Here is a 12,569-nt window from a genome sequence, read left to right on the forward strand (position 1 = left end):
CAACAATGGCCTATTGGTTAATGAAGTCAGAGCCCGATACCTTCAGCTTAGATGATTTGCGCAGTCGCCCAAACAGCACCGAGCACTGGGATGGCGTGCGTAACTACCAAGCTAGGAATATGATGCGCGATCAGATGCGCTGTGGCGACAAGGTCTTTTTCTATCACTCGTCTTGCCCCGTACCAGGTATAGCGGGTATTGCCAAAGTGGTTAAAGAAGCCTATCCCGATGGCAGCGCACAAAACCCAGAGTCGCGCTACTACGATCCTAAGGCGAGCGCAGAAAATCCACGTTGGTTTATGGTCGATGTTAAATTTGAGCGTAAATTTAAGCGATTTATTCCGCTGTCAGAACTCAAGGCAGAGCCGGCTTTGAGCGAAATGGCGCTACTTAAAAAAGGCAGTCGGCTGTCAATTATGCCAGTCAGTAATGAAGAGTGGCAGCAAATACTGTCTATGGTCTAAGTGTAAATATTAGGCCGGTGTATCTCTTAAAAACACCCATTCTCTAGCGCTAGATTGCTCCGCACAGAAATAATAGCCTTCGCTATCAAAGGCTTTAAGTTGATCAACATCTGAGATGCGTTGCTTAATGATATAAGCCGCCATTAAGCCCCGCGCTTTTTTTGCATAGAAGCTAATAATTTTATATTTGCCATTTTTAAAGTCTTTAAAAACCGGTGTAATGATGTCGGCTTTTAAGGTCTTTGCTTTAACCGCACTAAAGTATTCGTTTGATGCAAGGTTGACCAATACCTCTGAATCTATGGCAGTTAACTGCTTATTAATTGCTGAGGTTATTTTGTTATCCCAAAACTCGTATAAATTTTTGCCGTCTTTATTTTCAAAGCGCGTGCCCATTTCTAAGCGGTAGGGCTGAATTAAGTCTAGCGGTCTTAGCAGACCGTAGAGGCCAGACAAAATGCGTAAATGCTGCTGCGCGAAATTAAAATCATCGTCATTGAAGCTGTCGGCATTGAGTCCCGTGTACACGTCGCCGCGAAAGGCGAGCACGGCGGCTTTGGCATTTGCGGGGGTAAAGGGGCGAGCCCAATTCATAAAGCGATGGTGGTTTAATTCGCCGAGCTTTGGGCTAATTTTCATTAGCGCTGAGATATCGTCCGGGCTGAGTTTTTGCAATTGCGAAATCAGCGTTTGCGAGCGGGCTAAAAAAGCACCTTGGCTGTATTGTTCGGTGTGAGCCGGGGTTTCAAAATCCAGCGTCTTCGCCGGCGATATAACAAGTAGCATGGGTATTCCTGGTTAATATGAGCAGTGCTTAGGCTTGCAGCAGCGCCTGCCACCAATTCAGTGGTTCACCGCTATCGGCATCGTATACATTGCCGTAGATCCAGCTTGCCGAGTCGCCGTTAATCCACTTGCTCATCAGCTGTTCTATGGCACTGAATCCTACGCCGAAATGGATGCTATAGACCAAGGCGCGGTCAGTTTTTATATCCAGGCAGCCGGCCAGCTTTTCTATTTCGGCAGTTAGCTGCATTTCCAGCGCTTCATTGGGCTCGCGGAAAAATACGCGAATGCAGAGGTTGCCGCTGCGCTCGACAACAATAAAGCGGCCACGGGAGTCCGGGTTAATATTGATGCTGTCTAATGCCGCGACACCGCGAACGAATAAGGGCGATTTTAACAGGCGATAATCACCGCTGTTCTGTAGTGGGGTCGCCAGAACTTTCTCGAAAATCGGTTGGTTATTGACAGGGTGGGTGCCGGCGTACAACTCCAGCAGGGTTTCCTGATCGGCAAAAGGGGCATCGTCGGTCATAGGCTTTAACGTATTACTTCGCGGTTCAGTGTATTGGTGGGCAATGATACCGATTTTATCGGCCCACCGCACGGTGCCTATTCCCGCCGAGGGTGTTACTGATTTGGGAAATGGATGCCGATGGGCGGGGGAATGTAAAAGCTATCCGCGCGCTCTTGTGAGCGGATGTCTAATAATTTAAAGCCGCCCTCAACCTGCAACACCCCTCGGTCTGATTGATGTTTAAACGCGTTTTCTAGTGCCAGCAGCTTGTTGCCGCGCTCGTTCTTCATCGAGCTTGCAAAGCGACGAAAGAAGTGGCGCAGGCCATCGCTGGCCCTAGTAACATCGGCTCTGTCTGTGAGTACGGCAAGGTATTTAGCGCGACCGTCGCTAGCCGTGTAAACTCGACCTTTAATACCCGCGATGTCGCTGAATTGATTAGTGGGGCTCAAACTTACGGCGCTGGCTTCTGGCACGCTAAGCGCTCGCCCTTCTTGCGCGCCGTTAATAATGCCACCCATTTCGTCCACATTCATGACGACACGGGCGCCACCTTGCTGGAGTACGGCGATGGCTTGGTCACCGTTGATTATTGAGTAGCCAAGTTGGCCGCGATCTACGCGAATATGTTGATCGTCTCGGTAACTCAGTACAAGGGTTTCATTGCCTATGGCGTAGCGTGCAACAATGTCTGCCTGAACATTGCTAGCAAAGCACAGTGTGGCGCTAAGCGTGGACAGGGTGAAAATAATAATAGAACGCATGGTGTCTCCTTGGCATCTGTGTCCGCAGAATAGCTATAATGCGTAGCTAATTTAGGGATACCAACATAGTGAAGCAGTGTGTTTATTTGATAGATAGTCTAACTGAGCGACTTGGACGCTTACTTGCGTGGTTAATTCCCTTAATGATGCTCGGTACGACCGCCGTGGTAGTGATGCGCTACGGTTTTGGTCAGGGCATGACGGCGCTGCAAGAGTCGGTCAGCTATCTACACGGCACAGTTTTCATGCTCGGTGCGGCCTATACCTTAAAGCACGGCGGCCACGTTCGAGTAGATATTTTCTATCGAAGGTTCTCACCGCGCACCAAGGCGTGGGTCGACAGTATCGGCAGTATTGTATTTCTGCTGCCACTCTGTGGATTGATTTTGATTACCAGCTGGGATTTCACCCTAAACGCATGGGCTATTCATGAGACGTCGGTCGAACCCGGTGGTTTGCCCTTCGTCTACCTTTTAAAAACATTATTGCCGCTGATGGCGATCAATCTGGCGATGCAGGGCTTTGCTGAATTACTGCGAAATGCCATGGTCTTGGTGGGTAGTGAGGCCAATGTCCATGCTGATTGAGTTTCTGCCACTGCTGATGTTTGCCGTCATCTGCCTAGTGCTGATGCTCGGCTATCCCGTTGCGTTTAGTCTTGCCGGCACCGCCATGTTATTTGCCGGTATTGGCATCAGTATTGGTCATTTTGATGCCTCCTTCCTGTCGTCCTTGTCGGGCCGTTTATTCGGCACCATAACGAATGTCACGCTATTGGCCGTGCCACTATTTGTTTTAATGGGGGTGCTACTGGAAAAAAGCCGATTAGCTGAAGACCTGCTCAGTAATATGGCAGCCCTATTTGGTCGGCGTCGAGGCGGTTTGGGTTTCTCCGTTATTCTGGTTGGCATGTTGCTGGCCGCGAGCACCGGTATTGTTGGCGCAACTGTGGTCACCATGGGGCTCATGTCGCTGCCGACCATGTTAAAGCGAGGGTATTCGCCGAGCCTAGCCACCGGCACGATTTGCGCGACAGGCACCCTGGGCCAAATTATTCCGCCTTCTATTGCGCTCGTTCTGTTGGGTGACACCTTGTCTAGCGCCTATCAACAGGCGCAGTTAGACCTCGGTGTGTTTAGTCCTAAAACCCTATCGGTAGGTGATTTGTTCATTGGTGCGTTGGTGCCGGGCTTATTACTCGTCGTTTTGTACTTGCTCTATATGGGTTTTGTCGCCATGACGCGACCTGAGAGTGCGCCTGCGGCGACCGACCTTGATCCGCCACCGCTGATGCAATTACTAAAGGGTTTAGTGCCGCCTATTGCCTTAATTCTCACGGTATTGGGATCGATTTTAGTGGGGGCCGCCACCCCAACGGAGGCGGCTGGAGTCGGTGCGCTGGGTGCCGCATTAATGGCGGCCGCCAAGGGTGAACTGAATATTGTGCGGCTGGGCGAGGTGGCAAGGGAAACGCTAAAAGTGACGTGCATGGTGTTTATGATTTTGATCGGTGCCGCCGTGTTCTCATTGGTATTTCGAGGTTTTGGTGGTGACGACTTAATCCAACATTTTTTTGCACAACTGCCCGGCGGCGTTATGACCGCCACGCTAATCGTTATGCTGGTAATATTTTTACTGGGCTTTATTCTCGACTTCATCGAAATTACGTTTGTGGTGGTGCCCATTGTTGGTCCGATATTGCTGGCCATGGGCGTAGATCCGATTTGGCTGGGAATTATGATTGCGCTTAATTTACAGACCTCTTTCCTAACGCCGCCATTTGGTTTCGCCCTGTTTTATCTGCGTGGTGTTGCACCACCATCGGTCACGACCTCCGATATTTATCGTGGCGTTGCCCCGTATATTGCACTGCAATTACTCATGCTGACTTTGTTGGCTATTTGGCCTTCATTGGCAACGTGGCTGCCGTCTATCATTCGTGGCCAATAATAATAAGTGATACATTGACAATATCCGTAGGCACACGTTAACTGTGCGTCTTTAACGTTTACTAGCAAGAGATTATCTATTATGCGTGACATCGACGACACGCCCAAACCAACTGGCGAACTCGCCCTACAAACTGTGGCGATGCCTGCCGATACTAACCCGAGTGGGGATATTTTCGGTGGTTGGTTAATGTCGCAAATGGATTTAGCCGGCAGCATTACCGCGTCTAGACGAGCTGGGGGCCGAGTGGCAACCGTGGCCGTTGATGCGATGGCGTTTATGACCCCAGTGCGGGTTGGTGCGGTTGTGAGTTGCTACACCGAAATTCTTGATGTTGGCCGCAGCTCCATTCGTGTTCGCGTTGAAGTCTGGATTACCAGCTTGCATCAAGATGAGCCGGCGAAAGTGACAGAAGGCGAGTTTGTTTTTGTTGCCATAGATGGCAATGGTCGTACCCGCGTAGTGGACTAAGGTTTTACCTGCTACAGAGAGACGATGTAAACGCGCTTAAAAATAGATCAGACTTAAAGCTTACGACAATAATGGAGAATAATAATGTCGATGCTTAATAAGGTTTGTTTAATCACCGGTGCCACGAGCGGAATAGGCAGGGCAACCGCGCTTGAGCTGGCGGCGCAAGGTGCAGAGTTGTTTGTGGTTTGCCGCAGCGGCGAAAAGGGCGAAGCCTTAATTGCTGAAATTAAAGCGGCGTCGCCGGACTGTGCGGTTACTTTGCTACTGGGCGATTTGGGTAAGCAAGCGGATATTCATCGCGTTGCTCAGGATTTTCTCGCGACCGATAAACCACTGCATTTGTTGCTGAATAATGCGGGGGTGGTAAACACCCATCGCAAACTCAGCGGTGACGGCATTGAAGAAACCTTTGCGGTAAATCACCTGGCGTATTTCCTACTAACAGAATTATTGCGTGACCGTATTGTACAAAGCGCGCCTGCCCGTATTGTGAGTGTCGCGTCAGAAGCCCACACCTTCGTTAAAGGGGTGCAGTTTGACGATCTTGAGTTTGAGACAACGCCGTATAAAACCTTTAAAGTCTACGGCCACTCAAAGTTGTGCAATATTTTGTGGACGCGGCATCTTGCTAAGCAATTACAAGGCACAGGTGTCACCGTGAATTGCGTGCACCCAGGTCCCGTGAATACCGGCTTAGGCCATCAAGATCACGTGATTATCGGCAAGATAGTTGGTTTTATTTTGAAGCCATTTTTCCGCACGCCAGCGCAGGGTGCAGCGACCTCTATTTTTGTCGCTACCTCGCCAAGTTTAGATAATATCAGTGGTGAGTATTTTTCAGATAGTAAACCCAAGCGCGTGAAACCGTGGGCAAAAGATGACGCGGCGGCTGAGCGGCTTTGGCAGGTAAGTAAAACGTATTTAAAGTTAGCCTGAGTATTTCGCGGGGCTTATAAATCCCGCGAATTGATATACGACTGCTCGGAAATATGATGGTACTCCTTGGCACCTTCCATAAAACTCTTCCAGCTGGTATAGACCTTTTTAGTAAGCGGATCGCTATTTCCTAGTTCTTCTAAATACGCATCAGATGCTTTATGCAGCTCGCGGATAACATCATCAGGTAATTTTCGCAGTTGCACATTGTGCACGTCGACGAGCTCGCGAAGGGCGGCATTATTTCTCGCCGTGTACTCGTCTAACATATCCGCATTGGCATAGCGCGCTGCGGTTTCTACCATGGCTTTTAAATCGTCTGGTAGCGCTTCAAAAGCCTGTTTGTTGATGATGAGTTCTAGTGTCGAACCTGGTTCATGCCAGCCGGGATAGTAGTAATATTTTGCGACTTCGTGAAAGCCAAAGGCGAGGTCGTTGTACGGTGCTACCCATTCGGTTGCGTCGATGACCCCGGTTTGCAGAGAAGTGTAAAGTTCGCCACCGGGCAGGGTTACCGAGGTGCCGCCAAGGCGATTCCAGACTTCACCACCGGAGCCGGGAATTCGCATTTTCAGGCCTTTCACATCGGCGACGGAATTAATTTCCTTGTTAAACCAGCCCGCCATTTGCACGCCGGTATTGCCCCCCGCCATGGGCACTAAATTAAAGGGTGCATAGGCTTCGCGCCATAATGCTAAGCCGCCGCCGTGGTATAGCCAGCCATTCATTTCCTGGGCGGTCATGCCGAAGGGTACGGCGGTGAAGAATATTGATGATGCTAATTTGCCCTTCCAGTAATAGGCGGCGCCGTGACCCGCTTCGGCACTGCCGGTAGATACTGCATCAAAAACGCCCATGGCAGGGACTAACTCGCCAGCGCCGTAGACTTTAATCAGTAGGCGTCCCTGACTCATTTTATTGACCATGGCGGCAAATTTTTCCGGCGCAGTGCCGAGCCCAGGAAATCCCTTTGGCCACGTTGTGACTAATTTCCAGTGGAAAACCTGTTGCCCCGTGGCATTGCTTTGCTGATCAGCTCGCGTGTCTTTGCTGCGCTCACCCACATATAACCAGCTCATGGCAACGAGAGCGGCTAGCAGTGCTAAAATGACAAGCGGTGAGGTATTGGCTTTGGTCGCCTGCTTCATTGTTATTATTCCTGTCTTACAATAACTGCAAATTCGCGTACTGCAGCACTAACCATTTGCTGCCTTCATCTTCAAAATTCACCTGTACGCGGGCACTGGCACCTTGACCTTCAAAGCTGATGACCACGCCGGCACCAAAAATACTGTGTAGCACCCGCTGACCTAAACCGAAGCCAATAGACGCCGCTGCGGCTTGCTGCGAAGTGGTGGTGCTCTGAGCGTAGCTACTTGGGCGAGTGACCGTGTTATTAATTCGCACTTCATCAATAAGCTCATTGGGAATTTCTCTTACAAAGCGCGACAAGCTATTAAAACTTTCTTGGCCGTGCAGGCGACGAGACTCCGCGTAGCTTAAATATAATTTCTGTTCGGCGCGGGTAATACCCACATAGGCAAGGCGTCGCTCTTCTTCTAGGCGCTCTGGGTCTTCCATCGACATTTTGTGGGGGAAGAGGTTTTCTTCTACGCCAACGATAAACACGGCGGGAAACTCAAGACCCTTGGCCGAGTGCAAGGTCATTAACTGCACACTGTCTTCGTGTTCGTCAGCTTGTTGATCACCGGCATCAAGCGCCGCCTGGTCCAGGAACGCGCGCAGGGGTTCGGCTTCCTCGTCTTCAGAGCTATAACCCCGTGCGGCGGTGATTAATTCCTGGAGGTTTTCTACCCGTGCTTGGGCCTTTTCGCCTTTTTCTTTCTCGTGAAACGCGATCAAGCCGGATTTGTCGATGGTAATACTCACTTGCTCGTCCAGCGGCAAGTCCTGGCACTGAGCGGATAAATCTTCGATAAGCGATAGAAAGCTGCGCAGGGCATTGCCGGCGCGGGCGGGGAGCATGCCATTTTCAATAATCGCTACCGCAGAGCGCCACAGTGATAGCTGATGCTGGCGCGCGTATTCGCGCAGGATTTCGACCGTGCGATTGCCAATGCCGCGGGTCGGGGTATTAATGACTCGCTCGATGGCGGTGTCGTCGTCGCGCAGCGCAATGATTCGCAAATAGGCGAGGGCGTTTTTGATTTCTAAACGATCATAAAAGCGCTGACCACCGTAAATACGGTAGGGCACGCCGGCGCGAATTAAATATTCTTCCAATACGCGGGACTGAGCGTTGCTGCGGTACAGCACGCCGATATCACTGCGGCGATAATCGTCGCGCAGTAATTCGTCAATGCGGTCGGTGACAAATCGGGCTTCGTCCTGCTCGTTAAAGGCAGCGAACAGCGCAATCTTGTCGCCGTCTTCGCCCTTGGTCCACAGCTCCTTGCCCATGCGTTGACTGTTATTGGCAATCAGCGCATTGGCGGCTTTTAGAATGGTGCCGGTAGAGCGGTAGTTTTGTTCCAAGCGCACGATTTGGGTGTTTGGAATATCTTTTGAAAACTGCTGTATATTCTCTATGCGCGCGCCGCGCCAGCCGTAAATGGACTGGTCATCATCGCCCACGGCGGTCATCGCCATGCCTTTGCTGGTCAATAAGCGCAGCCATGCGTATTGCACTGCGTTGGTGTCTTGAAATTCGTCTACCAATACATGCTTGAAGCGCTGCTGGTAGTGGTCAAGAATCGCTGGATTGTCACGCCAGAGTTCTAAGGCGCGCAGTAATAGCTCGGCAAAGTCGATAACCCCCTGTTGGCGGCAGACTTCTTCATAACGGCGGTAAACCTTGAGCATGGTGCTTAAATAGTGATCGCCGCCAAAGTCGTCGATATGCGCAGACCGGCGGCCCTCGTCTTTGTGGCCATTAATAAAGTATTGCGATTGGCGCGGCGGCCAGCGGGTGTCGTCTAATTCCAATTCGCGATGAATGCGTTTGAGTTGGCGCAGCTGATCGTCGCTGTCCAGAATTTGAAAGTTATCGGGCAAGCCAGCTTCGCGGGCATGGGCTTTGAGTAAGCGATGCGCCAAGCCGTGAAACGTGCCCACCCACATACCGTGGTTTACGTTGCCATCCAGCAGCGCTTCGATGCGGCCGCGCATTTCACGGGCGGCTTTATTGGTAAAGGTCACCGCCAAAATGCTGTAGGCAGACAGACCTTCAACCTTTATCTTCCACGCAATGCGGTGTACTAAAACCCGTGTTTTGCCACTGCCTGCGCCAGCCAGTACCAGCGTGCCGGTGCTGTCAGCGGTAACAGCGTCGCGCTGCGCGTCATTGAGATCATCAAGAATATAAGATACGTCCATGGCGGCATATTCTACTGGGATTCGCCGGCGCTGGCACCGCTAAAATGTGATTAGCGACGAGTGAGCAGCAATATTAGTAATGAGCGCTACTTTGGCGGGATTAAATGATGGGGGTAGCGGTAGTGATGCTGTCGCTGAGAAATAAGAAGCCGCTAGGCATCATGTCTGCTGGGACATAATATCTAGCGGCTAATTGGTAGAGATATCGTTATGAACTTATTGTGGGCTGGGCCCTATGCGGTCATTTTTGAGCTGCTATTTCCTCACTAATTGGTCCTTCATCTGCAATACGCGTAAAGCTAGCTTCAACGAGTACATCGGCGAAATCTTCTTGGCCAGCGGGACTCTTGCTGTTGATTAACACGCTATTCGCTGCACCTTTTACGGGTGCGAAGTTGAGAAACCATGTGTCGCCAAACTCGTCTGTCTCAGTGTAAGACAGAGTGCCTGCGGAGTTGACATTCCAAACCAAGGTCGTGACATCATCTTCGTCGAAAGTCACGGTGCCTGTGCCATCGTCCTTAAGTTGAATGCTGAAGCTTTCCACAAAGCCGACCTTGTCATGATAAGACGGCGAGGTAGATGTGATCTGCCAATTGCCGACTAACTCTGCCTCATCAAATCCGGTGTACCGATTAACGAGGATGTCTACCAAGTTTTCGCCATCACCAACAAGAGTGGTTGTGAACTGTCCTACCCGAGCAAAGAATATCTCATCTCCCTCGTCGACGAATTTTAAGTCACCCCACCGCTCAACAGTAAATGCGCTAGTGTTGTCGTCCAGATCGTCTTTATTGAATAGGCCACCATCTCCGTCGCTGTCGACATTGGCTGTGAAAGTATAGTTGCCTTCATTTATTGAGAATGTACCAAACTCGCCAGATAAGGCTTGCTGGGGTTCGCCATCATAGTTTTCTAGATTGTTGGTGTGGGCGATGACGTACTCACTGTCAGATAGAAAAGTCAGTATATTTAGGTTATCCGCATCGGCTTCATAGAGTTGCCATGCGCCTTGTAATTCTTGATTCAGATTTTTTACGCGGCTAAACACGACCGTGTCACTGTCGACATCGGTAAAGGTGAGGCTTAGGGTGTCGCCAGTGACGGTGGCAGTCGATACGGAGCTTCCATCGTCGTAAAGCCCGCCTGAGTTATCGGACTGGGCGATGAGCGATGTGCTGAAATCACCGTTGTCGACATCCCATGTGTAATTTCCAAACTCAACCGAGCCAGCGGTTTGATCGCCGTCATCGCTATGCTCGTGAATGATGATATATCGAGTTGTATCAATGAAGGTCAGAATATTGCGTTTGCCGTCACCTTCGCTGTATAGCCAGCTACCGAGGATTTGGGATTCCTGGGCGTTCAGGAAATGTGCCTCAGCCTGTTCTTCGCTGACCAGCTCAATGCCGTCGCCGATGGTATCCAGTATCGCTTGGGCTTCGCTGTCGAAGTTGGCACTGGCTAAGTCTAAGGTACTATCTTTAAAGGCGTTTTCCGCTTCTGCTGAGATTGAAATGCCATTGTCGGGATTGCCATCGTCGTCTAGTGATTGCAGTAGCTGCAAGATATTAGTTCGAACTTCACTATTACCCTGGGCGAGGTCAGTTGGCGTGATTTGCTGTGTTGCGCTGATACTGGGGAACTGCAGATCGCCAATAGAGAATACAATTGACTCTCCCTCGCGGTAGTCGAATTCACCTAGGGCGTTGGTCAGGCCCTCCAAGCTATCAGTTTGGTACTTCACGCCGAATACTGGGCTATCGGTAAAAATACCTTTGAGGCTATCGCTGGGAACGCCGGAACCACCGCTGCCAGAGCCGCCACTGCCACCGCCGCACGCGGTGATAAGAAGCACACAGTTTAAACCAAGCAATTTTAACTTCATTACAGCTACTCCAATATCAATACTATTTTTAGAAAAGACCTACTCAAAATACATAGCTTGCATTCGGTGTGAGGTTAAGATTAAGGCTAAGTCTTATTCCGCGAAGAGGCTTCCCCAATATTGGGGAGGGCGACGTTTAGTGACGAGTAGAGGCCAATGCTCATAGGCTGAGTTACAATGAAAGCCCAAGCCTAATAATTTCGAGATGCCGGAGTTAAATTTGCGACCGAGAAATATCATCCGAGCCATGGAAACTTGCAGAGAGCAAATGCGCCGCTCTGAGCGCAAAGTGGCGGACTATATTCTGGCAAACCGCAAAGAAGTCATTCATATGCGGATTGTTGACCTTGCTCAGGAAGCGCATGTTAGCGAGCCCACCGTCGTGCGTTTTTGCCGCGCGGTGGGTTGCGACGGCTTTCAGAACTTTAAAGTGGCGCTAGCTCAGCATATTGCCCACAGCCCCGAGTACGAAGAATTTAGCTTTGGCGACGAGGACTCTGCACGCCAATACACATTTAAAGTGTTCGATTCCACGATGGAGGCCTTAAAAAAGGTCCGCGACAGCATCGAGGTCTCTGCAATCGAACAAGCAGTTGAACTACTAAGCAACGCCCGTCGCGTTGAGTTTTACGGTTTTGGCGCCTCGGCTGCCGTCGCCACCGACGCCCAGCACAATCTGTTTCGACTGCAAATATCGGCCAGTGTGTATTCCGATCCCCATGTGCAAGCCATGTCGGCCATGTCTCTGAGCCAGCAAGATGTGGTGGTGGTCATTTCCCAATCGGGCCGAACCAAGGCTTTATTGGATGCCATAAACTTAGCCAAACGCAACGGTGCGCCGGTAATTGCGCTCGCGCCGAGCGGGTCACCTGTTGCTGCGGAAGCAGACCTCGCCATTTATATCGACGTAGACATGGACGAGGGCGACTACACCCCTTTGCCATCGCGCCTTGCGCATATGGCGGTGCTGGATATTCTGGCGGTAGGAATTTCGCACAGCAAGGCGGGTGTGCGCGAGCATTTGAAGACAATAGAAAAAGGTTTGCAGGTGCTGCGTACAGATATAAAAGAGTGAGTGTTTTTTCTTTTTCAGTGATTTTTGGAATAGAATATAATATTTCATACACATTTCCGTGAGTTCAAACTTTAATTGCGACGCCTCCCTCCTTTTCGTCATGTTAATATTCGGCGAATTTTGTCTACGCGGTAGTGAGCATGGTGGAATGTAAATTATCCCTAGTGATAGTGATGCATTCCCTGTGTTGCGAATGGTTCTGGGTCACTTATATTTCAGTGTGACGCACCAAAATCACAAAGCACCTAATCGGCGTTATAGTGTAGGCGTTAGATATAGTTTGCTGTATATGTAATGATAGGGCTTGGTATAGATATGGTTTATAGGCAATAGTTAAAGCCATAGAAGAGTGGTGCATGTGGTGCTCTAAATAGCTGCTGTG

General features: G+C 50.3%; 12 protein-coding genes. 6 read left to right on the plus strand and 6 right to left on the minus strand.

Going from position 1 to position 12,569, the window contains the following annotated elements:
• The first annotated feature begins 5 nt into the window (after positions 1 to 5).
• Positions 6 to 464: an EVE domain-containing protein gene (locus KXJ70_RS10325; protein WP_219043425.1), complete on the plus strand. Its 459-nt coding sequence runs from the start codon at positions 6 to 8 to the stop codon at positions 462 to 464.
• A gap of 9 nt (positions 465 to 473) precedes the next feature.
• Here the strand turns inward: KXJ70_RS10325 and yaaA are convergent, their stop codons facing one another.
• Genes yaaA through KXJ70_RS10340 form a run of 3 tightly spaced genes read right to left on the minus strand, consistent with a single transcriptional unit; the run spans position 474 to position 2,528 of the window.
• Entirely contained in the window at positions 474 to 1,250 is a 777-nt protein-coding gene (gene yaaA, locus KXJ70_RS10330; protein ID WP_219043426.1) for a peroxide stress protein YaaA, read from the minus strand.
• Positions 1,251 to 1,278: 28 nt separating this feature from the next.
• Complete coding sequence (locus KXJ70_RS10335; protein WP_369409769.1) at positions 1,279 to 1,854, minus strand: DUF4265 domain-containing protein; 576 nt, start codon at positions 1,852 to 1,854, stop codon at positions 1,279 to 1,281.
• Between the two features lie 23 nt (positions 1,855 to 1,877).
• Positions 1,878 to 2,528 (minus strand): hypothetical protein, encoded by a 651-nt coding sequence (locus tag KXJ70_RS10340; RefSeq protein WP_219043427.1) that lies wholly within the window; start codon positions 2,526 to 2,528, stop codon positions 1,878 to 1,880.
• 86 nt (positions 2,529 to 2,614) lie between these two features.
• On the opposite strand from KXJ70_RS10340, the gene KXJ70_RS10345 reads away from it, so the two are divergent.
• The 4 genes from KXJ70_RS10345 to KXJ70_RS10360 all read left to right on the plus strand — a co-directional run bounded on the left by KXJ70_RS10345 (position 2,615) and on the right by KXJ70_RS10360 (position 5,888).
• Positions 2,615 to 3,115 (plus strand): TRAP transporter small permease subunit, encoded by a 501-nt coding sequence (locus KXJ70_RS10345; RefSeq protein ID WP_255558400.1) that lies wholly within the window; start codon positions 2,615 to 2,617, stop codon positions 3,113 to 3,115.
• Positions 3,105 to 4,478, plus strand: coding sequence for a TRAP transporter large permease (locus tag KXJ70_RS10350; protein ID WP_439655078.1), 1,374 nt, complete (start codon positions 3,105 to 3,107; stop codon positions 4,476 to 4,478). The genes KXJ70_RS10345 and KXJ70_RS10350 overlap by 11 nt, the downstream gene beginning before the upstream one ends.
• Before the next feature lie 81 nt (positions 4,479 to 4,559).
• Complete coding sequence (locus KXJ70_RS10355; protein WP_219043429.1) at positions 4,560 to 4,949, plus strand: acyl-CoA thioesterase; 390 nt, start codon at positions 4,560 to 4,562, stop codon at positions 4,947 to 4,949.
• 84 nt (positions 4,950 to 5,033) lie between these two features.
• Complete coding sequence (locus KXJ70_RS10360) at positions 5,034 to 5,888, plus strand: SDR family oxidoreductase (protein ID WP_255558401.1); 855 nt, start codon at positions 5,034 to 5,036, stop codon at positions 5,886 to 5,888.
• A 14-nt stretch (positions 5,889 to 5,902) separates the two neighbouring features.
• Here KXJ70_RS10360 and KXJ70_RS10365 read toward each other — a convergent pair whose 3' ends face one another.
• The 3 genes from KXJ70_RS10365 to KXJ70_RS10375 form a co-directional block, all read right to left on the minus strand.
• On the minus strand, positions 5,903 to 7,036 hold the full coding sequence (locus tag KXJ70_RS10365) for a TRAP transporter substrate-binding protein (protein WP_219043430.1): 1,134 nt from the start codon (positions 7,034 to 7,036) through the stop codon (positions 5,903 to 5,905).
• Between the two features lie 16 nt (positions 7,037 to 7,052).
• A complete protein-coding gene (gene uvrD, locus KXJ70_RS10370; protein WP_219043431.1) occupies positions 7,053 to 9,224 on the minus strand; it encodes a DNA helicase II in 2,172 nt (723 codons plus the stop codon).
• Positions 9,225 to 9,465: 241 nt separating this feature from the next.
• The gene (locus tag KXJ70_RS10375) at positions 9,466 to 11,112 is read right to left on the minus strand and encodes a hypothetical protein (RefSeq protein WP_219043432.1); all 1,647 of its coding nucleotides are present in this window, start codon (positions 11,110 to 11,112) and stop codon (positions 9,466 to 9,468) included.
• 247 nt (positions 11,113 to 11,359) lie between these two features.
• Here KXJ70_RS10375 and KXJ70_RS10380 point away from each other — a divergent pair, with 247 nt between their 5' ends.
• Positions 11,360 to 12,187 carry an SIS domain-containing protein gene (locus KXJ70_RS10380; RefSeq protein WP_219043433.1) on the plus strand — a complete coding sequence of 276 codons (828 nt, stop codon included), beginning with the start codon at positions 11,360 to 11,362 and terminating at the stop codon, positions 12,185 to 12,187.
• Positions 12,188 to 12,569 lie beyond the last annotated feature (382 nt).

Origin of the sequence: Zhongshania aquimaris, assembly GCF_019312595.1 — a bacterium.
In the GTDB taxonomy this organism is placed as follows: Bacteria; Pseudomonadota; Gammaproteobacteria; order Pseudomonadales; family Spongiibacteraceae; genus Spongiibacter; species Spongiibacter aquimaris.